This is a genomic window from Cellulosimicrobium sp. CUA-896, assembly GCF_001942335.1.
Lineage (GTDB): Bacteria > Actinomycetota > Actinomycetes > Actinomycetales > Cellulomonadaceae > Cellulosimicrobium.
On the sequence record NZ_MKKH01000010.1, the window covers coordinates 22,947 to 47,490 of the forward strand.

20 protein-coding genes, 1 tRNA gene and 2 pseudogenes are annotated in these 24,544 nt (G+C 75.4%); 17 read left to right on the forward strand and 6 right to left on the reverse strand.

Features of this window, described 5'->3' with window-relative positions:
- Positions 1–140: 140 nt before the first annotated feature.
- Positions 141–464 carry an FmdB family zinc ribbon protein gene (locus tag BJF88_RS04290; RefSeq protein ID WP_075827898.1) on the reverse strand — a complete coding sequence of 108 codons (324 nt, stop codon included), beginning with the start codon at positions 462–464 and terminating at the stop codon, positions 141–143.
- Positions 465–697: 233 nt separating this feature from the next.
- On the opposite strand from BJF88_RS04290, the gene BJF88_RS04295 reads away from it, so the two are divergent.
- Entirely contained in the window at positions 698–3,241 is a 2,544-nt protein-coding gene (locus BJF88_RS04295) for a penicillin acylase family protein (protein WP_075827899.1), read from the forward strand.
- Between the two features lie 10 nt (positions 3,242–3,251).
- On the opposite strand, the gene BJF88_RS04300 is transcribed toward BJF88_RS04295, so the two are convergent.
- Positions 3,252–3,749, reverse strand: coding sequence for a 5-formyltetrahydrofolate cyclo-ligase (locus BJF88_RS04300; protein WP_369824481.1), 498 nt, complete (start codon positions 3,747–3,749; stop codon positions 3,252–3,254).
- Between the two features lie 316 nt (positions 3,750–4,065).
- Here BJF88_RS04300 and BJF88_RS04305 point away from each other — a divergent pair, with 316 nt between their 5' ends.
- From BJF88_RS04305 to BJF88_RS04320, 4 genes are all read left to right on the forward strand, one after another.
- Positions 4,066–4,713, forward strand: a complete 648-nt coding sequence (locus BJF88_RS04305) for a GNAT family N-acetyltransferase (protein ID WP_075827900.1) — start codon at positions 4,066–4,068, stop codon at positions 4,711–4,713.
- A gap of 856 nt (positions 4,714–5,569) precedes the next feature.
- Positions 5,570–6,151: a hypothetical protein gene (locus BJF88_RS04310; protein WP_075827901.1), complete on the forward strand. Its 582-nt coding sequence runs from the start codon at positions 5,570–5,572 to the stop codon at positions 6,149–6,151.
- A gap of 66 nt (positions 6,152–6,217) precedes the next feature.
- Positions 6,218–6,290, forward strand: a tRNA-Ala gene (locus BJF88_RS04315).
- 144 nt (positions 6,291–6,434) lie between these two features.
- A complete protein-coding gene (locus BJF88_RS04320) occupies positions 6,435–6,725 on the forward strand; it encodes a hypothetical protein (RefSeq protein ID WP_075827929.1) in 291 nt (96 codons plus the stop codon).
- An 86-nt stretch (positions 6,726–6,811) separates the two neighbouring features.
- On the opposite strand, the gene BJF88_RS04325 is transcribed toward BJF88_RS04320, so the two are convergent.
- On the reverse strand, positions 6,812–7,372 hold the full coding sequence (locus BJF88_RS04325; protein ID WP_075827902.1) for a DUF4190 domain-containing protein: 561 nt from the start codon (positions 7,370–7,372) through the stop codon (positions 6,812–6,814).
- Positions 7,373–9,206: 1,834 nt separating this feature from the next.
- On the opposite strand from BJF88_RS04325, the pseudogene BJF88_RS18050 reads away from it, so the two are divergent.
- The 4 genes and pseudogenes from BJF88_RS18050 to BJF88_RS21205 form a co-directional block, all read left to right on the forward strand.
- Positions 9,207–10,217 (forward strand): annotated as a pseudogene (locus BJF88_RS18050) (family 20 glycosylhydrolase); the annotation flags it as partial.
- A gap of 136 nt (positions 10,218–10,353) precedes the next feature.
- Positions 10,354–10,686: a family 20 glycosylhydrolase gene (locus tag BJF88_RS21195; protein WP_255371750.1), complete on the forward strand. Its 333-nt coding sequence runs from the start codon at positions 10,354–10,356 to the stop codon at positions 10,684–10,686.
- An 85-nt stretch (positions 10,687–10,771) separates the two neighbouring features.
- Positions 10,772–11,404, forward strand: a complete 633-nt coding sequence (locus BJF88_RS21200; protein ID WP_255371741.1) for a hypothetical protein — start codon at positions 10,772–10,774, stop codon at positions 11,402–11,404.
- Positions 11,401–12,516, forward strand: coding sequence for a hypothetical protein (locus BJF88_RS21205; protein WP_255371742.1), 1,116 nt, complete (start codon positions 11,401–11,403; stop codon positions 12,514–12,516). The genes BJF88_RS21200 and BJF88_RS21205 overlap by 4 nt, the downstream gene beginning before the upstream one ends.
- A gap of 18 nt (positions 12,517–12,534) precedes the next feature.
- On the opposite strand, the gene BJF88_RS04340 is transcribed toward BJF88_RS21205, so the two are convergent.
- Positions 12,535–14,262 (reverse strand): phospholipid carrier-dependent glycosyltransferase, encoded by a 1,728-nt coding sequence (locus tag BJF88_RS04340; RefSeq protein WP_083648857.1) that lies wholly within the window; start codon positions 14,260–14,262, stop codon positions 12,535–12,537.
- Between the two features lie 43 nt (positions 14,263–14,305).
- Between BJF88_RS04340 and rsmI the strand changes: the two genes are divergently transcribed.
- On the forward strand, positions 14,306–15,184 hold the full coding sequence (gene rsmI, locus BJF88_RS04345; protein WP_075827904.1) for a 16S rRNA (cytidine(1402)-2'-O)-methyltransferase: 879 nt from the start codon (positions 14,306–14,308) through the stop codon (positions 15,182–15,184).
- 6 nt (positions 15,185–15,190) lie between these two features.
- Here the strand turns inward: rsmI and BJF88_RS04350 are convergent, their stop codons facing one another.
- Positions 15,191–15,694, reverse strand: a complete 504-nt coding sequence (locus BJF88_RS04350; protein ID WP_075827931.1) for a septum formation family protein — start codon at positions 15,692–15,694, stop codon at positions 15,191–15,193.
- Between the two features lie 98 nt (positions 15,695–15,792).
- Positions 15,793–16,404 carry an isochorismatase family protein gene (locus BJF88_RS04355; RefSeq protein WP_075827905.1) on the reverse strand — a complete coding sequence of 204 codons (612 nt, stop codon included), beginning with the start codon at positions 16,402–16,404 and terminating at the stop codon, positions 15,793–15,795.
- Positions 16,405–16,504: 100 nt separating this feature from the next.
- Here BJF88_RS04355 and BJF88_RS04360 point away from each other — a divergent pair, with 100 nt between their 5' ends.
- From BJF88_RS04360 to BJF88_RS04385, 7 genes and pseudogenes are all read left to right on the forward strand, one after another.
- A complete protein-coding gene (locus BJF88_RS04360) occupies positions 16,505–16,945 on the forward strand; it encodes a MarR family winged helix-turn-helix transcriptional regulator (protein ID WP_075827906.1) in 441 nt (146 codons plus the stop codon).
- 125 nt (positions 16,946–17,070) lie between these two features.
- On the forward strand, positions 17,071–18,252 hold the full coding sequence (locus tag BJF88_RS04365) for an aminotransferase class I/II-fold pyridoxal phosphate-dependent enzyme (protein WP_075827907.1): 1,182 nt from the start codon (positions 17,071–17,073) through the stop codon (positions 18,250–18,252).
- Between the two features lie 71 nt (positions 18,253–18,323).
- The gene (locus tag BJF88_RS21210) at positions 18,324–18,551 is read left to right on the forward strand and encodes a hypothetical protein (RefSeq protein WP_255371744.1); all 228 of its coding nucleotides are present in this window, start codon (positions 18,324–18,326) and stop codon (positions 18,549–18,551) included.
- 34 nt (positions 18,552–18,585) lie between these two features.
- Positions 18,586–19,584 carry a sorbosone dehydrogenase family protein gene (locus tag BJF88_RS04370; RefSeq protein ID WP_255371745.1) on the forward strand — a complete coding sequence of 333 codons (999 nt, stop codon included), beginning with the start codon at positions 18,586–18,588 and terminating at the stop codon, positions 19,582–19,584.
- A 307-nt stretch (positions 19,585–19,891) separates the two neighbouring features.
- Positions 19,892–21,151 (forward strand): ubiquitin-like domain-containing protein, encoded by a 1,260-nt coding sequence (locus BJF88_RS04375; RefSeq protein ID WP_083648851.1) that lies wholly within the window; start codon positions 19,892–19,894, stop codon positions 21,149–21,151.
- 505 nt (positions 21,152–21,656) lie between these two features.
- Positions 21,657–23,459, forward strand: a complete 1,803-nt coding sequence (metG, locus tag BJF88_RS04380; protein ID WP_075827908.1) for a methionine--tRNA ligase — start codon at positions 21,657–21,659, stop codon at positions 23,457–23,459.
- A gap of 2 nt (positions 23,460–23,461) precedes the next feature.
- A pseudogene (locus tag BJF88_RS04385) lies at positions 23,462–24,411 on the forward strand (TatD family hydrolase).
- Positions 24,412–24,544: the final 133 nt, after the last annotated feature.

The window sequence follows — 24,544 nt, forward strand, 5'->3', positions numbered from 1 at the left end:
CGACCGTAGCCGCCGCGCCCGCCCGTGCGCCGCCGCCCTGTGGACGGTCGCGGCGCGGCCGGCCGGGGTCGGCCTCCGCGGTCGTGCTGTGGTCGGCCGACGAGGACCGCGGGCGCTCGCGCCGCCCAGGTCAGGTCAGGTCAGGACGACGCGGCCTTGGCGCCCGTGGACGAGCTCGACGAGCTCGACGAGGCGGAGGAGGAGCCGGAGCCGGACGAGCCGGAGCCGGACGAGCCCGAGGAGGAGCTGCCGGAGCCGCCCGACGACCCGGACCCGGACGTCGAGCCCGCGCGGGAGTCCGTGCGGTAGAAGCCGGATCCCTTGAACGTCACCCCGACGGAGGAGAAGACCTTGCGCAGCCGGCCGGAGCACTCGGGGCAGACCGTGAGGGCGTCGTCGGTGAAGGCCTGGTGGATGTCGAAGGCGTGACCGCAGGCGGTGCAGGTGTACGCGTAGGTGGGCACGGGGTCTCCTCGTTCACGTGACGGTGGGCGGCCGCAGACGGCCGGCGTCAGGTCAACAGTCGCTGGCACTCGAAACTTCCGAGTGCTAATCATACGCGGGCGGCCCGGCGTCCGTGCCGGGGTAGTCTCGCACCCGTGTCTGCCCACGAGTCCGCCGAGAACCCTGCCGGCACGACGGCCGAGGACCCGACGCCTGTGGCGCCGCCGCGCGTCCCGGGGCGGGCGGACGCCGGGTGCTCGTCGTCGTCGCGGCGCTGCTCGCCGTGGTCCTCGTCGCGGGCGCGGCGCTCACGGTCGTGACGGTGCGCCGTCCGCTGCCGGAGGCCGGCGGCGAGGTGTCCCTCCCGGGACTCGGCGCCGAGGCGACCGTCGTGCGCGACGAGCGCGGCGTGCCGCAGGTCTACGCGGACACGTCGGAGGACCTGTTCCGCGCCCAGGGCTACGTGCAGGCGCAGGACCGCTTCTTCGAGATGGACTACCGGCGGCACGTCACGTCGGGCCGGCTCGCCGAGCTCGTCGGCGACAACCCCGACGCGATCGCGGCCGACGCGGTGACGCGCACGTTCGGGTGGCGCCGCGTCGCCGAGCAGGAGTGGGAGCTCGTCTCGCCCGAGACGCGCGCGTACCTCCAGGCGTACGCCGAGGGCGTCAACGCGTACCTCGAGAACCGCAGCCCGGGCGACGTCGCGCTCGAGTACACGGTGCTCGGGCTCCAGGTCGAGGTCGCCGAGCCGGAGCCGTGGGACCCGATCGACTCCCTGGCGTGGCTCAAGGCGATGGCCTGGGACCTGCGCGGCAACTACGGCGACGAGCTCGAGCGCGCCCTCGCCTACGGGACGCTCCAGGACCCGGCCCGCGTCGCGGAGCTCTTCCCGCCGTACCCGGCGGAGGTCCACGCGACCGTCCTCGACCCGGGCGAGCTCGAGAACCCGCAGCGCGTGGCGCAGGAGCTGACGCCGGACGGGGCGCGGACGTACGGCTCGGACCACCTGCAGGCCGCCGTGGACGCGGCCGAGCGCGCCCTCGACGCCGTCCCCGTGCTCGTCGCCCGCGGCGAGGGCACCGGCTCGAACTCGTGGGTCGTCTCGGGCGAGCACACCGCGAGCGGCAGCCCGATCCTCGCGAACGACCCCCACCTGAGCCTTGGGGCGCCCGGCATCTGGGCCCAGGTCGGGCTGCACTGCACCGAGGTCGGCCCGGACTGCGCGTTCGACGTCGCGGGCTTCTCCTTCGCCGGCTTCCCCGGCGTGATCATCGGGCACAACGCCCGGCTCGCGTGGGGCCTGACGAACATGGGCGCCGACGTCACCGACTTCTTCATCGAGCGCGTCCGGGACGACACCTACCTGCGCGGCGACCGGTGGGAGCCGCTGGAGACCCGCACGGAGACCCTGCGCGTCGCGGGCGGCGAGGACGTCGAGCTCGAGGTGCGCGAGACCGTCCACGGGCCGGTCGTCTCGACGGTGCTCGACGGCACGGACGCGGTCACCGACTCGCCCGTCGACGGGACGCGGCTGGGGGAGTACGCCGTCGCGCTGCAGTGGACGGCGCTCGAGCCCGGGCGCACGGCCGACGCGGTCTTCGCGTTCAACCTCGCGGCGGACGCCGCGGACATGCAGGCCGCCGCCGCGCTGTTCGAGGTGCCCGCGCAGAACATCGTGTTCGCGACGACCGACGGCCAGATCGGCTACCAGGCGCCGGGCAGGATCCCCGTGCGCCAGCAGGTGCCCGGACCCGTGCCCTCGGACGGCACGTGGCCGCGGCCCGGCTGGGACGAGCGCTACGACTGGACCGGGTACGTGCCGAGCGAGCAGATGCCGCGCGCCGTCGACCCGGCGGAGGGCTTCGTCGTGGCGGCGAACCAGGCGGTGCTGCCCGCGGGCGTCGCGCCGTTCCTCACGACCGACTGGGACTACGGGTACCGCTCGCAGCGCATCCGCGAGCTCCTCGAGGAGGAGATCGCGGCGGGCGGCGCGATCGACGTGGACACGATGAACACGATCCAGGTCGACGACCGCAGCCCGTACGCCGAGGCGCTCGTGCCGATCCTGCTGGACCAGGAGATCGACGACGACTTCGCGGCGCAGGGCCAGGAGCTCCTCGCCGGGTGGGACTACCGCACCGACACCGACTCCGCCGCCGCGGCCTACTTCGCCGCCGTGTGGCGCAACCTGCTCCAGCTGACGTTCTGGGACGACCTGCCCGCGTCCGCCCGGCCCGACGGCGGCAGCCGGTGGCTCGCCGTGGTGCAGGGGCTCGTCGAGGACCCGACCGACCCCTTCTGGGACGACCGGCAGACCGTGAGCGTCGTGGAGACGCGCGACGAGGTGCTCACCCAGGCACTGGTCTCCGCACGGCTCGACCTCACCGTCGAGCAGAGCAAGGAGCCCGCCGACTGGGCGTGGGGAGACCTGCACGTGCTCGCGCTGCAGCACCCGGTGCTCGGCGGCGAGTCGGTCCCGGCGCCCGTGCGCGAGTACGTCAACCCCGACCCGGTCGGGATGCCCGGCAGCTCGTCGATCGTCAACGCGACGTCCTGGGACGCGTCGTCGGGCTCCTTCGAGGTGACCGCGGGACCGTCGATGCGCATGGTGGTCGACCTCGGTGACCTCGACCGCTCGACGTGGGTGACGGTGACCGGCGCGTCGGGCCACCCGGCGTCGCCGCACTACGACGACCAGCTCCGCGCCTGGGCGGCGGGCGAGACGTTCCCGTGGCCGTTCAGCCGCGACGCGGTCGACGAGGCCGGCCGGGACGAGCTCACGCTCGTCCCCTGAGCCGGCGCGCTCAGGGCAGCCAGCGCCACCCGAGCGGCGTGGCGACCGCGTCCACCGGCCGGTCGTGCGGCTGCACCGGCAGGGGCCGGTCCGCGGCGTCGTAGACCTCCTCCGGGAAGACCACCGCCACCACCTTCGTCCCCGGGCGCGTGTGCTCGAGCGCGCGGTCGTACCAGCCGCCGCCCTGGCCGAGGCGCACCCCGCGCGTGTCGACGGCGAGCGCGGGCGCGATGACGACGTCGGCGTGCGCGAGCGCCTCGGGGCCGAGCGGGGGAGTGCCGGGCTCGGGCGGCCGTCCGGGCGCGCGGACCTGCAGGTCCGAGGGGCCCGCGTACTCCGCCCAGTCGCGCTGCAGCCCGGCGCCCAGCACGGGCAGCAGGACGCGCGCGCCGCGCGCCGCGAGCCGTTCGAGCACGTCGAGCGTCCCGGGCTCGGAGGGTCGTGCGGCGTAGGTCGCGACGCACGCGGCGGCGCCGACCTCGGGGATGGTCTCGACGACGTCCGCGATCGCGACCGCCGCTCCTTGCGGAGTCGGTCGGACCGGGACTGCCGGTTCGTCCGGATGGCCTTGCGGAGGATCTCCTTCGCGTCCTCGGCTTCGATGCTTCCGTGCAGGGGGTACGGCTGGACCGGGCCACTCATGTCCCTATTGTCACCCGGAAACCGGTGTCCGTCGCACCGGTCCGTCCCGTGGCGCACCCCACCGACGCGCGGGTGGTGGCGCCGGTCCTGTCCGTGGTACACCCTGTCAGCGAGGCCGGACCGACCGTGCTTCGGCACGGGCGAGGAGGGCCGCGGGTGGACGTCGGACGAGGGGCTCCGCGATGACGGCGAGGACGGGCCGGGCGTGGGCCGTCGCCAGGCCCTGGCCGGTGACCCTGCGCGAGGACGCCCTCGACGGCTCGGTCGTGCTGCGGCCCCTGCGCCGGCGCGACGGCCAGGCCTGGATGGCGCTGCGGGCGCGCAACGCCGAGTGGCTCGACCGGTGGGAGGCCACGGCGCCGCGCCGCGGACCGGGCGGTCCGCCGACCTTCGCCGAGTACGTCCGCACGCTGTCGGCGCAGGCCCGCAGCGGTGCGTCCCTGCCGTTCGCCGTGGAGTTCGACGGCGAGCTCGTGGGCCAGCTCACGGTCTCCTCCATCACGTACGGCTCGCTCTGCGGGGCCAGCATCGGGTACTGGGTCAGCGAGCACGTCGCCGGCCGCGGCATCATCCCGACGGCGGTGGCGATGGCGACGGACTACTGCTTCGGCGTGCTGGGGCTCCACCGCATCGAGATCAACATCCGCCCGGAGAACGCACCGAGCCTCCGGGTGGTGGAGAAGCTGGGGCTGCGCGACGAGGGCGTGCGCGAGCGCTTCCTGCACATCCAGGGCGAGTGGCGCGACCACCGCTCGTTCGCGATCACCGCCGAGGAGGTCCCCGGCGGGCTGCTCGCGCGGTGGCAGGCAACACGGCGGGCGGCCGGATGACAACCCGACACGCCGGGGAGCGTGCGGAGCCGCGCCCCTCGCCTCGCCTACCGTCGTGACGTGGAATCGGCCTCGGGGATCGTCGCGCTCGCGGTGTTCCTGCTGTGGTTCGGCTTCTACGTGCCGCACCGGGCGGGGCACCGGCAGCAGCTGCTGGAGGCGCGCACGGACGACCGCTTCTCCGGAGCGCTGCGCGTGCTGGCCGTCGTCGGCCCGGCGGTCGCGCGTCCGGTCCTCGGGTCGGCGGGCCGGCTGGACGTGGTCGGCAGCGGGGTCGCGGCGGTGGCCGCGGTCCCCACGGGGGCGCCTCGCGCGCTCCTCGGTCCCGGGCCAGGAGGGCCCGGCGGAGCGGTACAGCGGGCCCGGTCGGAGCACCGGGCGCACCAGGAGGGAGAGGATGCCATGGACGGCACGGTCAGCGCGGCGCCCCGACGGGGGCCGGCCTCGCGCTCGGCGGGCACCTCTCCTCCGGTGAGCACGCCCAGCGCGTCGCCTTCGCGCCTCGCGATGCTCGAGCGCCGGGCCGCCGCCGCACGCCGCCGGCTCGCGCTCACCGTGGTGCTGCTCCTCGCCGGTGCGGGCGCGTGGGTCGTGGTGGCGCTGGGGCTCGCGCCCTGGTGGGCGGCCGTCGTCCCGACGGCGCTCCTCGCCCTGGTCCTCGTGCTCGGCCGCCGCGCGGTGCTCTCCGCGCAGCGGTCCGACGCCGCGTGGCTCGCCGAGCGTCGCGCCGAGACGCGCGTCGCGCGCGGCCCGGTGGCTCGCCGAGCGTCGCGCCGAGACGCGCGTCGCGCGCGGCCCGGTGGCGGCCGCTCCCCCGGCACCCCGGGCGGCACGCCCCCGCGTCACCGGTCGTGCCGTGCACGGTTCGCAGGTGACCACGCAGATGATCCCGCGGGTCTCCGTGCAGGAGGCCGTGCGCGCGGCGGCCGCGACGTCGGTCTCGCGCGGCGCGGAGGGCGCGGCGGTCGGCGCGGGCCGGCAGGACGACGCGGCGGACGACGCCCCGGAGGGCTCCGCAGGCCTCGTCGCCGCGGACGGCGCCGAGGAGCCGGGCTCCGCACGGACCGACGTCGCCGAGCCGAGCGGCGCCGGTCGGTCGGGCGCCGAGCCGACGGGCGGCGAGGCGACGCGCGACGAGCCGGGGGACGCCGAGCACGGCGACGCCGACGGCGCGCGCGCGGACCTCGTCCCGTCGGGCCGTGCCTGGGACCCCGTTCCCGTCCCGCGGCCGACGTACACGATGAAGCCCAGCGCGCCGCGCCGGGAGCCGGCGCCGCTGCCGCAGGAGGACCCTGCACCCGCGGCCGGTGCGCGGACCGCGGTCGAGGCGCCGCCCGCGCCCGAGCGCGCGGAGGGCGACGTGCAGAAGCCGAGGACGGAGACGCTCGGCCTCGACCTCAACGAGATCCTGGCCCGGCGCCGGGCGGCGGGGCAGTAGCGCCGCGAGGAGCCGTCGCGGTTTGCGAGACCCTGCCATCGGGGTGCTAGTCTGTACACCGCTCGAGGGGCTATGGCGCAGTTGGTAGCGCGTCTCGTTCGCAATGAGAAGGTCGGGGGTTCGAATCCCCCTAGCTCCACAGATCACGAAGGCCGCCGGTCGACCGACCGGCGGCCTTCGTCATGTCCGGAGGCATCGGGCACCGGGCAGGGGCGCCGGCCGGGGCCCCGCCCGCTCGACGGCCCGGGCCGCCCGCGGTTCACTGGTGGCGGAGGTGAGGGACATGTCCGCATCGACGAGGCGCGGGGGCACGATCGCCCTGCTCGCCGTGGGTCTGCTGCTCCTCGGGGCGTGCGCCGCCGGACCGAACGTGGCGGAGAACCCCGGTGGCTACGGGTTCTGGTGGGGGCTGTGGCAGGGCGCGATCCTGCCGGTCACGTTCATCGTGTCGCTGTTCACCGACACGGTGAGCGTGTACGAGGTCGACAACAACGGGAACTGGTACGACGTCGGGTTCGTGCTGGGGATCGCGCTGTTCTCCGCGCCCGTGCTGGCGCTGCGCAGCCGCCGGTAGTCGGCCGCGCGCGTGCTCGGCCCTCGGACGCACGAGAGCCCCGGACCGTGGCGGTCCGGGGCTCTCGCGTCTCGGCGTCGGCCGCGTCAGGGGCAGGTGACGGGCTCCCCGCGGATCTCGACGACCGTGCCCGAGGGCTGGCCCTCGCACGCGTCCACCAGCTCCTGGCCGACCTCGCCGACGAAGCTGAAGAACAGGATCGAGCCGACGATGGTGGCGATGAGCACGACGGCGCCGACGATGATGCCCGCCACCGCGACGCCGTTGCCGTACCCGGCCTTCTTCGACCGGTTGAGCGCGACGATGCTGAGGATGATGCCGACGACCGACAGACAGCCGAGGAACGACAGGACGAGGCCGATGATGCCCATCGTCCGGCCCGGGTTCTCCCCGGTGGTCGAGGAGCCGGGCGCCTGGCCGTACTGCGGGGCCTGCGGCGCGCCGTACTGCGGCGCCTGGCCCTGCCCGTACTGGGGTGCCTGGCCCTGCCCGTACTGGGGCGTCTGGCCCTCGCCGTACTGAGGCGTCTCGCTCTGCTGCCCGTACCGGGGCGTCTCGCCGGGCTCCTGCGAGCCGTAGGCCGGCGGCCCGGACGGCGTCGGGTCCTGCGGGTCGCGGGGCCGCTCGGGCTGGTCGGGGGTCGACATGCGATCTCCTCGAGGTATGGGTGGGGTCGTGCGCCAGTATGCCGGTGCCACCGGGAGGCCGCGAGCGCACCGCACCCGTCACGAGATCCTCACCCGGCGCGGGTCGTGAGCACGCGGACCGTGCGCCATGATGGGGCACGTGAAATTACGGAAGGTCCGATTCGTCACGATCGTCTCGGCGGCCGTCCTCGCCGCCGCGGCGGCCTCCGTCGTCGCCGCCTGCGCGACGCAGACGGCCGAGGCCGACAGCGCACCGCGCGGGGCGGAGCTCGTCGCGCAGGCGGCCGAGCCGGCCGACAGCGTGCTCGTGCTCGGGTCGAGCGACGCCGCGGAGCTCGCCCTCACGGCGAGCCAGACCTTCTTCGCCGCGGCGCCGGTCGTGGTCCTCGCCTCCGCGCAGGACCCCGCCGCCCAGGCCACCGCCGCCGCGGCGGCGGCACGCTTCACGGCGCCCGTCCTGCTCGTGGGCGGGGGCATCTCCGACGACGGCGTCCGCACCGAGCTCGCGCGCCTGGGGGCGGTCGCGGTCGTCGAGGTCAGCGCGCAGGAGCTCCCGCCCGGGGGTGCGGGCGAGGGTGGCGCTGAGGTCGCCCCGGTGGCCGCGGTCGACGGGCTCGACGGCGTCCTCACCGTCCACCTCGACGCGGACGCCCTGACGGACGGGGGCGAGCTCGACCCGCGCGACGTCGACGACGTGCTCGAGGCGCTCCCCGAGCGCGGCGACGCGGACGTGCTGACCGAGGTGCTCGTCCTCGCGCAGCCGGGCGAGGCCCAGGTCGCGGCCGTCGCGACGGCACGCGCGGCGGGTGCGCTGCCCGTCGAGGTCGACGACGGCGACCCGCGCTCGGACACGGCGGTCGTGGAGACGATCGCGGCGGCGAAGGCGCTCGCGGTCGTCGGTATCGGCGCGGGGTTCGGCACGTCGGAGGACCTCGCGTGGCGGCTGCGTGCCGCCGAGACCGGCGTCCTGCTGCCGACGGGCTCGCAGCTCGCCCTCGCGGGGGACGCACGGTACGTCGTCACGACCGCCGAGGCGGTCACGCCGCGTCTGGCCGCGGTGAGCGAGGCCGACGCCCGCGCCGAGCTCGAGCGGGCGCGGGCGGCCGCCGCCGCCTTCGACGCGCTCGACCCGCGGACCACGGTCCCGGTGGTCGAGGTCCCGGCGACGGTCGCGTCCTCGCGCGCGGGGGCCGACGGCGACTACTCGACCGAGGTGCCCGCGGACGAGCTGCGCCCGTTCGTCGACGCCGCGGCGGCGGCGGGGGTGCAGGTGCTCCTGCGGTTCGAGCCGGGGCGCGCGACGTTCGACGAGCAGGTGGACCGGTACGCGGACCTGCTCGCGCGGCCGGGTGTCGGGGCGGCGTTCGACGTCGCGGAGCGGCGCGCGGACGGCCGGGCCGGGACCGTGGAGGCGTCCGAGCTCCAGGCTGCCGTCGACGCGGTGGCCGGCGTCGTGCGGGCCGAGGGCCTGCCGCAGAAGCTGCTCGTGGTGCAGGCGCCCGCCGCCGACGCGTCGAGGGTCTCGCGGGCCTCGGCACCGGCGCCGGCGAGGTGGCCGTCGTCGTGCAGTCCGTGGCGGGCGGCGGGTACGGGCCGCGGCTCGACGCCTGGGGCGAGGTCCTCGACGCGCTGCCGGCTGGCGCGGTGGGCGGCTGGACGACCGGCTCGTCGGACCCCGCGCTCGACGCCGACGGCGTCCTCGCGCTCGACCCGACCCCGCGGTACGTGGCCGCACGGTCCTGAGCGCGCGCGGCCCGCGCCTTGGCCGGCCCGACGATCCCCTTTAGGGTGGGGTCCTCGCAAATTGCTCCGCCCCGACGACACCGAGGTCCCGATGGTCGCGCTCATCCCTCAGCCCCTGCACGTCGACGTGGCCGACGGCCACCTCCTCCTGGAGGCCGTGCACCTGCGGTCGGAGGGGCTGGGCGACGAGGCCGGTGACGTCGAGTCGCTCGTCGCCGAGCTGCTCCCTGTCCGGGTCGCGCCGCACCCGGCCGCCGACGAGCCCGCGGCGACGACCGCCGGGACGGGCGCGGTGCCCGTCGTCCTGCGCGTCGACCCGGCCGCCGGCCCGGACGGCGCCGCCGGGGACGAGCGGTACTCCCTCGTCGTCGACGCCGACGGCGTGCGGCTCACCGCGCCGGGCCGCGCCGGTCTCCTGCACGCCGCGCGCACCCTGCGCCAGCTCGTGGAGCCCGTGGCCGGGGGCGAGCCGACGGCGAGGCTGCCGCACGTCGTCGTGCACGACGCGCCCCGCTACCCGTGGCGCGGGCTCTCCCTCGACGTCGCGCGGCACTTCTTCGGCCCGGCCCAGCTCCGCGCCGTCGTCGACGTCATCGCCGCCTACAAGCTCGACGTGCTCCACCTGCACCTCACCGACGACCAGGGCTGGCGCATCGAGACCCCGTCCCGGCCCGAGCTCGTGCGCCGCTCCTCGGGCAGCGACGTCTCGGGTGGCACCGGCGGCCACCTGTCCCTCGAGGAGTTCCGCGAGCTGCAGGAGTACGCGGCGCGGCGCGGCGTCCGGGTGGTCCCCGAGATCGACCTGCCGGGTCACGTCAACGCGGCGACGCACGCGTACGGCGAGCTCCGACCCGACGGCGTCGCGACCGAGGTGTACCAGGGCATCGAGGTCGGCTTCTCCCGGCTGACGTACGACCTGCCCGCGACCGAGCCCTTCGTGCGCGACGTCCTGGCCGACCTCGCGCGCGCGACGCTCGGCGACCACGTGCACGTCGGCGGGGACGAGGTGCTGACGATGGAGGCGGACGAGTACGCGCGGTTCGTCGGGCTCGCCGCGCAGGTGGTGCGCGAAGAGGGCAAGACGCCCGTCGTGTGGCAGGAGGGCGCGAAGGCGCCGCTCGGTCCCGGGGCGGTGGTGCAGTACTGGGACACGAACGCGAAGGACCTCACGCACCTCTCGACGCGGCCCGCGCGGGCGCCGGGTCGTCCTGTCGCCGGGCAACCGTGCCTACCTCGACATGAAGTACACCGAGGGCTTTCCCCTCGGCCTGCAGTGGGCCGGGTTCGTCGAGCTGCGCGACGCGTACGACTGGGAGCCGGAGGACCTCGTCGACGGCCTGCCGGCGACGGCGATCGAGGGCGTCGAGGCAGCGGTGTGGACCGAGACGCTCACCACGACGGACGACTTGTTCACCATGCTCCTGCCCCGCCTCTCGGCGGTCGCGGAGGTCGCCTGGAGCGCGCCCGGGCGCAAGGACTGGGACGACTACCGCCGTCGCGTCGCGCAGGAGGCGGCGGCGTGGCGGCGCGACGGTCTCGCGTTCCACCTGACGCCCCAGGTGGCCTGGTGACCCGCGCCCGCGCGGTGGTCGCCGTCACGCGTGGGGGAGGCGTCCCGGGGTAGCGCGCGGGCCGAGTCATTGACAGCATCGACCGATGCCCTCCCGCACCGCTCGCCCGTCCGTCATCCCGGACCACCCCGGTCCCGGGGCGCGCGCCCGACGGCGCGGCCTCGCCCTCGCCGCCGCGCTCGCGCTGGCCGTGGGCGCCGCAGCGTGCACGAACGGGTCGTCGGAGCCGACGGCGACGGGGTCGTCGGGCACGTCGTCCGCGGCCCCCGCGCCGCCCGCCGTCCGCGCCGCGGCGGTCGACGGCGTGACGACGCTGCCCGACGCCGACCCGGCTGCCCTCACGCTCGCCGCGAGCCGGACGTTCTTCGAGGCAGCGCCGGTCGTCGTGCTCACGAGCGCGGGCGACGGCGTCGTCAGCACCGCGGCGGCGGCGGTCGCGGCGGCGGTGCCCGCGCCCGTCCTCGTGACCGGCGGTGCGGGCGAGGGCGTCGCGGACGAGGTCGAGCGGCTCGGTGCGGTCGGCGTCGTCGTCGTCGCAGCCGACGACTCCGACGACTCCGGCGCCGCCGGTGCGGCGGGCACCGGGGAGGACGGTGCCACCCCGGGTACCGAGGAGGACACGTCGCGTCGGATGACGGCGCGGATCCCGCGCCCGCGGGCGACCTGCCGACGGCCCGCGTCGCGCCCGCCGACGTGCTCGCGGACGACGGGACGGTGAACGAGGACGCCCTCGACGCCGCGGTCGCGGCCGCGCTCGACGAGCTGCCCGCGACAGGGGAGGCGGAGACCTCGTCGGGCGTGCTGGCGCTCACGGACGTCGCCACCACCCCGGCCTCGGCCCTCGCTGGTGCGACGGCCCGCGCGTCGGGGGCGACGGTCGTCGACGCGCCGGGCGGTGACCCGCGCGCGACGTCGGCCACGGTCCAGGCCGTGCACGACGCGCAGGAGGCGGGGACGAGCGCGACCGTCGGCGTCGGGCCGTCGTTCGGGAGCGCGGACGACCTCGCGTGGCGCCTCGAGAGCGCGGCGACCGGCGTGGAGCTGCCCGGCGGCGGCCAGATCGCCCTGCCCGGCAAGCGCTACGTCGCGCTCTACGGCTCTCCGCAGGCCCCCGTGCTCGGCGTGCTCGGCGAGCAGGACGTGCCCGCGACGATCGCGCGCGCCCAGGAGCACGCGGCCTGGTACCAGGGCTTCACGGGGGAGCCGGTGGTCCCCACGCTCGAGATCATCACGACCGTCGCGTCCGGCTCGGCGGGCGGCGACGGGAACTACTCGAACGAGCGGCCGGTGGACCTGATCCGCCCGCTCGTCGACGCCGCGCGCGAGGCCGGCGTCTACGTCGTCCTCGACTTCCAGCCCGGTCGCACGGACTTCCTCACGCAGGTCCGTCAGTACGAGGACCTCGTCGCGCAGCCGCACGTCGGCGTCGCGCTCGACCCCGAGTGGCGGCTCGGACCCGACCAGGTGCACCTGGCGCAGATCGGGTCGGTCGGGATCGACGAGGTCAACGCCGTCGGGGACTACCTCGCGGGCCTCGTGCGCGAGCGCGACCTGCCGCAGAAGATCTTCCTGCTGCACCAGTTCCGCACGTCGATGATCGTCGACCGAGCGCGCCTCGACACGGCCCACCCGGAGCTCGCCGTCGTCATCCACGCCGACGGGCAGGGCGGCCAGGAGGCGAAGGCCGGGACCTGGGCGAACCTGCACACGGACGCGCCGGCCGGGGTGTTCTGGGGCTGGAAGAACTTCTACGACGAGGACGTCCCGATGCTCACGCCCGAGCAGACGTGGGCCGTGCAGCCCACGCCGGACTTCATCAGCTACCAGTGAGGCGCCGGACCCGGCGCGTCACACCCAGCTCGGCAGCCACATGTGGAGGTTCCAGAACCAGTACGGCACCTGCCACGCCGTCCAGACCGGGTAGAAGAAGGCGCTCACCACGCCGATCACCGTGAGGAGCGCGACCGCGGCCGTGCGCACCCGGGCGCGGGCGCGCGGCCGGTGCTCGGTGCGTTCGAGACCGACGGCCAGCACGTACACGAGCGTCAGCACGACCCACGGCGTGAAGACGATCGAGTAGAAGGTGAAGATGGTCCGCTCGGCGTACAGGAACCACGGCGCCCAGCCGGCGACGAGGCCGCTCAGCACGGCGGTCGCGCGCCAGTCCCGCAGGCGCACCAGCAGGACGACCGTCACGACGACGGCGAGCGCCGCCGCCCACCACAGCACGGGGTTGCCGAGCGAGGTGATGGCGCGCGCGCACCGCTCGACCTCGCAGCCGGCCTCGCCCGGGTCGTACGAGCGCCAGTAGAACGAGGTGGGCCGCCACTGCACGATCCACCCGAGCGGGTGCGCCTCGTACGGGTGCTCGGACGTGAGGCCGGTGTGGAACTCCCACATGCGCGCGTGGTACTCCGCCAGCGAGCGCAGGGCGGGCGGGAGCCACGCCACGCCCTCGCCCGGGTTCTCCAGCGCCCACCGGCGCAGGTACGCCCCGGGTGAGGCGAACCACGACGTCCACGTCGCCAGGTACGCGAGCGCGGCCGTCGGCAGCATGACGAGCGCGGCCGGGACCGCGTCGACGAGCAGCGCGTCCTCCCACCAGCGACGGATGCCGGCCGTGCGGCGCGCCGTCGCGTCCCACAGCACGGAGAGCACGGCGAGGACGGCGAGGAAGTACAGCCCCGACCACTTCACCCCGCACGCGAGACCGAGCGAGACCGCGGCGGCGAGGCGCCACCAGCGCCAGCCGAGGTGCGGCCCGTAGCGACCGATCGTGCCGCCGGCGTCGAGGATCGCGCCGCAGCGGTCGGCGAGCCGCCGCCGCGCCTGCTCGCGGTCCAGCAGCAGGCACCCGAACGCCACGAGCACCCACAGCATGAGCATGTTGTCGAGCAGGCCCGTGCGGGCGTGCACGATCGCCGCGCCGTCGACCGCCATGAGCGCGCCCGCGACGATCCCCATCGCCGTCGACGCGAACAGCCGCCGCGCGATGCGCGCCACGAGCACGACGGCGACCACCCCGACGACCGCCGACGCGATCCGCCACGACCACGGGTTCTCCGCGCCCCCGAGCGCACGCATGCCGAGCGCGATCATCCACTTGCCGAGCGGCGGGTGGACCACGTAGTCCGCCGTCGGCAGGTACGAGTCGACGTCGCCCGCCTCGAACGCCGGGTTCGGCTCCTCCGGCCAGTCCGCCTCGTAGCCGACCTGCAGCAGCGTCCACGCCTGCTTGACGTAGTACGTCTCGTCGAACACCAGCGTGCCGGGCCGCCCCAGGTTCCACAGGCGCAGCACGGCCGCGACGGCCGCGACGACCGCCACGCCGAGCCAGCCCCACAGGCGGTCGTGCGCCGTGGCGCCCAGGGCCAGCCGGCGCGGACCGAGGAGGGCGAGGAGCAGCCGCTCGCGGTGCGAGGCGGCGGGCGGGTCGGGCGCGTCGGGCGGTGCGGCGGGACCGTCCACCGGGGCGGGGACGCCCGGGCCCACGGGGGCGTCGTGGTCCGGCACCGGCGGCGGGCCGGTCGGCGCGCCGGAGCGGGCGTCGGCGGGCGGGTGGGGCACGACCGCCATGGTAGGCGGTGGGCCCCGGCGCCCGGTGTGGAACGCTGGGCGCATGACGAGCCCCGCCGTGCCCGACGACGCCCGCCCCGCCGAGTCCGGTCGGCTCGTGCTCGCCGGGACGCCCATCGGCAACGTCGAGGACGCCAGCCCACGCCTGCGGCGGCTGCTCGCGTCGGCCGACGTCGTCGCGGCGGAGGACACGCGGCGGCTGCGCGCCCTCGCCGGGCGGCTCGACGTCGAGATCGCCGGGCGGGTCACGAGCTTCCACGAGCACAACGAGGCCGAGCGCGCCGACGACCTGCTCGACGTCGTGGAGGACGGCGGCACGGTGCTCGTCGTCTCCGACGCGGGCATGCCGAGCGTCTCGGACCCGGGGTTCCGCGTCGTCGCGCGCGCCGTGGAGCGCGGCGTGCCCGTGACCGCCGCCCCCGGGCCCAGCGCCGTCCTCACCGCGCTCGCGCTCTCCGGCCTGCCGACGGACCGGTTCTGCTTCGAGGGGTTCCTGCCGCGCAAGGCCGGCGACCGCGCGCGGGCGCTCGCGGCCCTCGCCGACGAGCCGCGCACGACCGTGTTCTTCGAGGCCCCGCACCGCGTCGCCGACGCGCTCGCCGCGATGGCGGAGGCCTTCGGCCCCGACCGCCCGGCCGCCGTCGCCCGCGAGCTGACGAAGACCTACGAGGAGGTGCTGCGCGGGACGCTCGGAGAGCTGGCGGCCCGGGCGACCGACGAGCCGCTGCGCGGCGAGATCTGCGTCGTCGTCGGGGGTGCGCCGCCGCGCGGCCCCGTCCCGGTGGCGGAGCTCGTGCCCGCGGTGCTCGCGCGCGTCGACGGCGGCGAGCGGCTCAAGGACGTCGTCGGGGACGTCGCCGCGGGCAGCGGCGTGCCGAAGCGCGAGCTGTACGCGGCGGCGCTCGCGGCCCGGGGGCGCTGACGCGGGCTACTCCGCGAGGCCCTCGGCGCTGCCGGTGAGCTTCTCGAGGTCGACGTCGAACACGAGGCACAGCACCTCGCGGTCGCCCTGGCCCCAGCTGCTCTCCGTCGGGGTCATGGGCCAGTAGCCGAGACGGGACACGTCGTAGGAGATGCCGACGAACGGCTCGAACTCCGCGAGGCAGCGCTCGTCCGCGATCACCTGGATCTCGTCGGTGCCCGGGAACTCGTCCCCGTCGACGTCGAACGCCGCGTAGACCTCGTTGTCGTGCGGCTCGTCGCACGGGACCGCCTCGACGGACGAGACCTCCGTGGCGTCCACGTCGCCGTCGTTCGTGCAGTCGCCGACGGTGATGCTGAAGACGTCGGCATTCGCCTCCGCCTCGACGATGGCGCCGTCGTCGCCCCGCACCGGGTCGGCGGCGGGCAGCAGGCCGCAGCCGGCGAGGCCGAGGGTGGTGACGCCGAGGAGGGCGAGCGGGCGGCGGGCGGTGCGTGCAGCGGAGGGCATGTCGTGCTTTCTCTCGGTGGTGCGTCCACCCGGCGGGAGCCGGGGGCCACCGAACGGTAGCGCGAGCCGCCCGGCGTGCGCCGGGGTCGTGACGTGCGTCACCGACGGGCGGCGTCCTCGCTGGTCACGAGGTCGACGCCGGCCGCCTGGAGCTCCGCGCGCGCCTGCGCGCCCAGCTCGGGGGTGACCGGGACCGTGAGGTCGGTGAGCACGCGGGTGGTGAGCCCGAGGGCGTGCGCGTCGAGCGCCGTCGCGCGCACGCAGTGCGACTCGGCGATGCCGACCACGTCGACCTCGCGCACCCCGGCGTCGCGCAGCACGTCGGCCAGGGCGCGACCCTGGGTGTCGACGCCCTCGAACCCGGAGTACGCCGCCTCGAACTCGCCCTTCTTGAAGCTCACGTCCGGCGCCAGGTCCGCGAGAGCCGGGTGGAGCTCCGCGTTCGGCGTGCCCGCGATCCCGTGCGGGGGCCACGTGTCGACGAAGTCGGGGGAGGGGCTCCAGTGCTCGCCGGGGTCGACGTGCCAGTCCTGCGTCGTGACGACGACGTCGTACCGGTCCCGGTGGGACCGCGCGAAGTCGCCGATGCGCTCCGCGACGGCGTTCCCGCCCTCGACGCCGAGCTCGCCTCCCTCACAGAACGTCGGCTGGACGTCGACCACGATCAGGGCGCGTGCCACGTGCGCGGTCGGGCTCTCGCTCTCGCTCATACGCCCACTCTGCCACCCGCCGGGCGCGTCGGCGGCGGGGTGCCAGGGTGGTGCCCGAGGGTGGACGCGACGACGACGTCACGACGACGGGGAGGACGGCATGACGCAGGAGCGACCGATCGGGTACTGGCTCAAGCTCGTCGACCGGCTCATCGACGAGAGCCTCGACGACGTCTTCCACCACACCGGCCTGACTCGGCGGCACTGGCAGGTGCTCACGATGATCCGGGACGGGGTGAGCGAGGAGACGGCCGTCGACGGCGTCCTGTCGCCGTTCACCGGCGCGTCCGCCGGCGGTGTCCCCGGCGCGCACGCCACGGCGGTCAGCGCCGAGGTCGACGACCTCGAGCGGCGCGGCTGGGTGACGCGCACGGACGGGCGGCTCGGCGTCACGGTCGCGGGCAACCACGCCTACCACGACCTGCTCGAGGGGGTGTCCCGCGCCCGGGAGCGCGTCGCCGAGGGGATCCCGCCCGAGCAGTTCGAGGCGACCCTCGCGACGCTGCGGCAGATGGCGCACAACCTCGGTCACGGCGGCTGACGCGCCCGCCCGGCACACCGGGCGAGACGTCCGCCCGCGGCGTCGGGCACGGGCGTACCCTGCCGGGACGCGCGAGCCGCGCGCACCCCGCGCCCGGACGCGCCCGAGAGAGCTGGAGCACTGCGATGGAGTTCCGCCGGATCCCCGGTCTGCCGCCCTACGTCTTCACGATCATCGACGGGCTCAAGATCGAGGCACGGCGAGCGGGGCGCGACGTCGTGGACCTCGGCTTCGGCAACCCCGACCTCCCGAGCCCGCAGGTCGCGGTCGACAAGCTCGCCGAGGCGGCGCAGAACGCGCGCAACCACCGCTACTCCGCGTCGCGCGGCATCCCCAAGCTGCGCGAGGCCGTCGCGGGGCTGTACCAGCGCCGGTTCCGGGTGAGCCTCGACCCGGAGACCGAGATCATCTCGACCATCGGCGCGAAGGAGGGGTTCAGCCACCTCATGTGGGTGCTCCTCCAGCCGGGCGACGTCGCGCTCGTCCCCACGCCGAGCTACCCGATCCACATCTGGGGGCCGTACTTCGCGGGCGCGGACGCGCGGCAGGTACCCATCGGCGACGGGACCGACGCCGCGGGGTACATCGAGCGGCTCATCGAGGCGTGGGAGCTGGGCTGGCCCAAGCCGCGCGTCGTCGTGCTGTCGTTCCCGCACAACCCCACGACGACGGTCGCGACCAAGGAGGAGCTCCAGCGCCTCGTCGACTGGGCCCGCGACAAGGACGTCGTGCTCGTGCACGACCTCGCCTACGCCGACATGACGTTCGACGGGTTCCGCCCGCCGTCGATCATGGAGTGCGACGGCGCCCGCGAGGTCGCGGTCGAGCTGTACTCGATGACGAAGTCGTTCTCCATGGCGGGCTGGCGCGTCGCGTTCCTCGTGGGCCGGCGCGACGTCGTCGGCGCGCTCGCCAAGCTCAAGAGCTACCTCGACTACGGCACCTTCCAGCCCATCCAGATCGCCGCGACGGTCACGCTCAACGAGGCCACGGAGCACCCGCAGGAGATCTCGTCCGTGTACGAGTCCCGGCGCGACGCGCTCGTCGACGGGCTGCAGCGGATCGGGTGGGACATCCACCGGCCCGGCGGCACGATGTTCGCCTGGGCCCGCATCCCCGAGCCGTACCGCGACATGGGCTCGATCGAGTTCGCCACCCACCTCGTCGAGGAGTGCGACGTCGCCGTGTCCCCGGGCGTCGGGTTCGGCCCGGGCGGCGACGAGTTCGTGCGGTTCGCGCTCATCGAGAACGAGCAGCGCATCGCGCAGGCGGTCCGCGGCCTCAAGCGGGGCCTGACGCGGCTCTGACTCCTCGGGCGTGCTCCGACGTGACCGAGCCGCGGGTGCGGGACCGTCGCGCGGCGGTGACCATGGGGGGCATGGCGGCTCCCCACGGCACGACGACGCGTGCGCGCCGCGTCGTGGCCGGCGCCGTGCTCGTCGTGCTCGTCGTGCTCCTCGCCGGGTGCACGGGCGACGGCGCGGGCGGGCCCACGCCGACGCGACCGGCACCACCCCGTCGCCGCCCGCGCAGGAGTCGGACGATCCCGGCACGCCCACGGTCGAGCCCGCGCCGGCGCTCGCCGTCGTGCCCGAGGCCGAGGTGACGGCCGAGGACGTCGTCACCGGACTCGACGCGCCGTGGGGGCTCGCGCCGCTGCCGGACGGCACGCTGCTCGTGTCCCAGCGGGACGAGCGCACCCTCGTCGTCGTCGACCCGGCGACGGGCGCGGTCGAGCCGGTGGGCGGGCCGGGCGCGACGACCTGCGCGAGGGCACGGTCGCGGACGGGGAGGCGGGCCTGCTCGGGCTCGCCGTCGGCCCGCCGGAGGGCGACGCGCCCGGCGCGGTGTTCGTCTACCGCACGGCGCCGGACGGGAACGAGGTGCTGCGCGGCACGCTCGCGGGGCGCGAGCTGTCCGCCCTGACCCCGGTCGTCGAGGGGATCCCCGCCGCGAGCAACCACGACGGCGGACGGATCGCGTTCGGACCGGACGGGTACCTGTACGTGGCGACGGGCGACGCGCAGCGGGAGGGCACGTCCCAGGACCCGGCGTCGCTCGGCGGCAAGATCCTGCGGGTCACGGTCGACGGCGCACCCGCCCCCGACAACCCCGACCCCGGGTCACCCGTGTGGAGCCTGGGCCACCGCAACGTGCAGGGCCTCGCGTGGGACGCCACGGGCCGCATGCTCGCGAGCGAGTTCGGGCAGAACACCTTCGACGAGCTCAACGTGATCGTCCCCGGGGGGAACTACGGGTGGCCCGACGTCGAGGGCGCCGGCGGCGCGGACGCCGGGTTCGTCGACCCCGTGACCACGTGGGCGACGGACGACGCGTCGCCCAGCGGCCTCGCGGTGACGCGCGAGGGTGCGTACCTCGCCGGGCTGCGCGGCCAGGCGCTGCTGCGCGTGCCGTTCGTCACGCCCGACGGCGGGACGGGGGCCGACGCGTTCGGCGAGCCGCAGGCCCTGCTGACGGATCGTGGGCGCCTGCGGGCGGTCCTCCCCGACCCGGCCAACCCACCGGGAGAGGACGGCAGCGCCGTGCTGTTCGTGCTGACGAACAACACCGACGGGCGCGGCGACCCGCGCGAGGGCGACGACAGGCTCCTGCGGGTGAGGGTGCAGCCGACGGGCTGACCGTCGGCCGCGGCGGGAGGGGTCGGAGGAGCCCTCGTGAAGACCGTGTGCCCGCAGCGCCGCGGTTTGGCCCTCGATAACGAATCGGTTACGGTCGAGTGTCTCGCGCGGTGAGCGCCCTGGCCCGGTGTAGCGATCCCGCCCCGAGACGAGGCGCCATGTCCGCCCGGGAGCAGCCCGAACGGCGGTGGAGCGGCGCCGTGGAACGGCCGGATCGGCCGGACGACGAGAGAGCGCCCAAGAGGCGCCGGTGCGCGTGCGCCCGTCGACCGCCGTGCCGGGAACCCCCCGATCGACTTGGACCACTGTGCGCAACTTCTTCCGCTCGGCCGCGCCCGCGGCCGGAACTCCTGCCGAGAACGCCCCGGACGCCCTCGTGACCGCCGAGGCCGCGACGCCCACCCGTGCCGCCGCCCGCGCCGGTCGCCGTGCGTCGCGCCGCCGGTCGGTCGTCCTCGTCGCCGCCACCGTCGCCGCGGTCGCCACCGGCACGGGCGCCGTCGCCTACGGTCAGGCCAGCAAGACCGTGACCCTCGACGTCGACGGCACCGTCACGACCGTCACCACCACCGCCGGCTCCGTGCAGGGCGCGCTCGACGCCGCCGGCGTCGAGGTCGACGACCGAGACCTCGTCGCCCCCGAGCCCGACGCCGCCCTGCGCGAGGGCGCGGACGTCGTCGTGCGCCTCGGCAAGCAGGTCACCGTCCAGGCCGACGGCGAGCAGGACGACGTCTGGCTCACCGCCCTCGACGCCGACGAGGCGCTGCGGACCCTCGCCGAGCGCGGCGGCGACGTGCGCCTCGTCGCGTCCCGCTCCGGCGAGCGCGCCTCCCTCGACCTCCAGCTCGACGCGGACGGCCCCGTCAACGTCGTCGCGGACGGCGAGACGACCGTGGCGCCCGACGGCAGCGTCGGCGTGGAGCGGCTCCTCGCCGACCGCGGCGTCGAGCTCGGCGAGCTCGACCGCGTCAGCGTGCAGCGCGACGAGGCCGCCGACCCCGCCGTCTCCCTCGTCGTGCAGCGCGTCACCGTCGAGCGTCAGGAGACGACGGCGCCCGTCCCGCACGAGACCGTGGAGAAGGCGGACGGCAACCGGTACAGCGACGACCCGGCCGTCGTCGAGCAGCAGGGCGCCGACGGCGTCACCACCACCGTGTTCGACGTCACCCTGGTCGACGGCGTCGAGGAGTCGCGCGAGGTCGTCTCCGAGGACGTCACCACCGCGCCCGTCGACCACGTCGTCGTCAAGGGCACCAAGGAGCGCCCGAAGGACCCGCGCGCGCTCGGCCGCCTCATGGCCTCCGAGCGCGGCTGGGGCGGCGACCAGTTCGCGTGCCTCGACAAGCTGTGGACCAAGGAGTCCAACTGGCGCGTGAACGCCGACAACCCGACGTCGAGCGCCTACGGCATCCCGCAGTCCCTCCCGGGCTCGAAGATGGCGAGCAAGGGCGCCGACTGGGCGACCAACCCCGCGACCCAGATCGCGTGGGGCCTGGACTACATCGCCGGCTCGTACGGCACCCCGTGCAGCGCCTGGGCGCACTCGCAGGCGAACAACTGGTACTGAGCCGTTCCGCCGGGTGAGGTGCGCGGGCTGGGCCCGCGGTCCTGCACCGAGGGGCGCGCGGGTCTTCCATCCGCCGCTCGTCCCTCGCGGCTCCCGCCAGGCTCGCCACGACCCGCGCGCCCCTCGGCTCCGGCCCGCTCGTCCCGCACCGTGCCGCGGCGTGACGATCCGCGCGCCCCTCGACTCCGGCCCGCTCGTCCCACACCTCGCCCTCGCGCCGCCTCGCCGGTGACGCGTCCGGGCCGGGTGCGGGACGTCGTCGTACGGGAGCGACGGCACCAGGCGACCCGACCGCCGAGGGCGGGACGGGTGGGAGGCGGCGGGCCGTGGCGGGCCTGGCGGGAGCCCGCGAGGTACGAGCGGGCGGATGGTAGGCCCGCCGCCTCCCACCCCGGGACGCCCGGACGCGACCGTCGCACCCCGACCACCGCACCCCGACCACCGCACCCCCACCACGGCGAGACGGACGACGCCCCGGGACAGCGGACCACTAGGATCGGGCCCCATGACCCACATCCTCTCGGCCGTGGCGTGGCCGTACGCGAACGGCCCGCGCCACATCGGTCACGTCGCAGGTTTCGGTGTCCCGTCGGACGTCTTCAGCCGGCACATGCGGATGGCGGGTCACGACGTGCTGATGGTCTCGGGGACGGACGAGCACGGGACGCCGATCCTCGTGCAGGCCGACAAGGAGGGCGTGAGCCCGCAGGCGCTGGCGGACCGGTACAACCGGGTGATCGTCGAGGATCTCCACCAGCTCGGCCTGTCCTACGACCTGTTCACGCGGACGACGACGCGCAACCACTACGCCGTGGTGCAGGAGATGTTCCGCACGGTGCACAAGAACGGGTACATGGTCGAGCAGACGACCATGGGCGCGATCTCGCCGTCGACGGGCCGTACGCTGCCGGACCGCTACATCGAGGGCACGTGCCCGATCTGCGGGTACGACGGCGCGCGCGGCGACCAGTGCGACAACTGCGGCAACCAGCTCGACGCGATCGACCTGATCAACCCGAAGAGCCGCATCAACGGCGAGACGCCGAAGTTCGTCGAGTCGGACCACTTCTTCCTGGACCTGCCGGCGTTCGTGGACGCGCTGGGGGACTGGCTGCGCACGCGCACGGAGTGGCGCCCGAACGTGCTGAAGTTCTCGCTGAACCTGCTCGACGACGTGCGCCCGCGCGCGATGACGCGCGACATCGACTGGGGCATCCCGGTGCCGCTGGACGGCTGGGAGCAGAACTCGAGCAAGCGTCTGTACGTGTGGTTCGACGCGGTGATCGGCTACCTGTCGGCGTCGATCGAGTGGGCGCGCCGCACGGGCGACCCGGAGGCGTGGCGCGCGTACTGGAACGACCCCGACGCGCGGTCGTACTACTTCATGGGCAAGGACAACATCACGTTCCACTCCCAGATCTGGCCGGCGGAGCTGCTGGCTTACGACGGTCGGGGCAGCAAGGGCGGCACGCCGGGCGCGTACGGGAACCTCCAGCTGCCGACGGAGGTGGTCTCGAGCGAGTTCCTCAACGTGGAGGGGCAGAAGTTCTCGTCCTCGCGCGGCGTCGTGATCTACGTGCGCGACATGCTCGCGCGCTACCAGCCGGACGCGTTCCGCTACTACGTCGCGGCGGCGGGGCCGGAGAACCAGGACGTCGACTTCACGTGGGCGGACTTCCAGCGCCGCACCAACGACGAGCTCGTCGCGGGCTGGGGCAACCTCGTGAACCGCACGGCGAACCTCGTGCACAAGAACTTCGGCGAGATCCCCGCACCCACGGAGCGGCAGCCGGTCGACGAGGGCCTGCTCGCGACGACGACGACGGCGTTCGGCCGCGTGGGCGAGCTCATCGCGACGCACCGCCAGCGCGCCGCCGTCGCGGAGGCGATGAAGACGGTCGGCGAGGTGAACAAGTACGTCTCGGACACCGAGCCGTGGAAGCTCAAGACGGACCCGGACCGGCTCGCGACGGTGCTGCACACCGTCACGCAGGCGGTGAGCGACCTCAACACGATCCTGTCGCCGTTCCTGCCGCACTCGGCGCAGCAGGTGCACGAGGCCTTCGGGGGCACGGGCACGATCGCGCCGCAGCCGCGCATCGAGGAGGTCACGGACCTCGACGACGACTCGCGGCACTACCCGGTCATCACGGGCGACTACCGGCGCGGCGAGGGCGGCACGCTCCCGGCGTGGGAGCCGCGCCCGGTGGTGCCCGGCACGCCGGTGGGCAAGCCGTCGCCGGTGTTCACCAAGCTCGACGACTCGATCGTCGAGGAGGAGCTCGAGCGCCTGCGCGAGTCGGCCTGACGGTGGCGAAGCAGCGCGAGCGCGGGTGGCCGCCCGACCCGGAGCCGCTGCCGTCCCGGTGGTGGACAACCACACGCACCTCGACTCGATCGCGGACGTCCTGCGGGACGGCGATCCCGTCCCGACGGTGGCGGAGCACCTCGCGCGCGCGGCCGCGGTCGGCGTGGACCGCGTGGTCCAGGTGGGGTGCGACCTGCCGGCCGTGCGGTGGACGGACGCCCTGCTGCGCGGTGACGCCGCGGCCTGGGGAGGGCGTCCGGACGACGCCGCGGTGGGCCGGCTGCTCGGTGCGGTCGCGATCCACCCGAACGAGGCCGTCCTGCACGGCGGCGTGCGCGAGGTGGGTCCGGACGGGCTCGAGCCCGAGCCGCAGCCCCACCACGCGACGTCGCTCGACGACGCGGTCGTCGAGGTCGCGGCCGTCGCGCGTGCCGGCGACCGGGTGCGCGCGATCGGGGAGACGGGCATGGACCTGTTCCGCACGGGACCGCGGGGCGCGGAGGTCCAGCGCGAGGCGTTCCGCGCGCACGTCGCGCTCGCCAAGGAGCTCGGGCTCGCCCTGCAGATCCACGACCGCGACGCGCACGCGGAGGTGCTCGACGTGCTCGCGCGCGACGGCGCGCCGGAGCGCACGGTCTTCCACTGCTACTCCGGCGACGCGGCGATGGCGCGCTTCTGCGCCGCGCAGGGCTGGTACCTGTCGTTCGCCGGCCCGGTGACGTTCCGGGCGAACGACGAGCTGCGCGCGGCGCTGCGCGAGGTCCCGCTCGGCCAGGTCCTCGTCGAGACCGACGCGCCCTACCTCACGCCGCACCCGTTCCGGGGCCGTCCCAACGCGCCGTACGTGCTGCCGGCGACCGTGCGCGCGGTCGCCGAGGCGACCGGCACGCCGCTCGACGTCGTGTGCGCGCGCGTCGCCGCGACGTCGGTCGAGGTCTACGGGCCGTGGTGAATTCCGTCCGGGGGACGGCTGGGTGGTTTCGTCCGGGATCGCCGTTCCGCTACGGTCAGGTCCGTGCGCCGCAGGTCGGCGCCGACCTCGACGTCGTGCCCGGTGCTTCCCGGGCGCCGATCCGCCCGCTCAG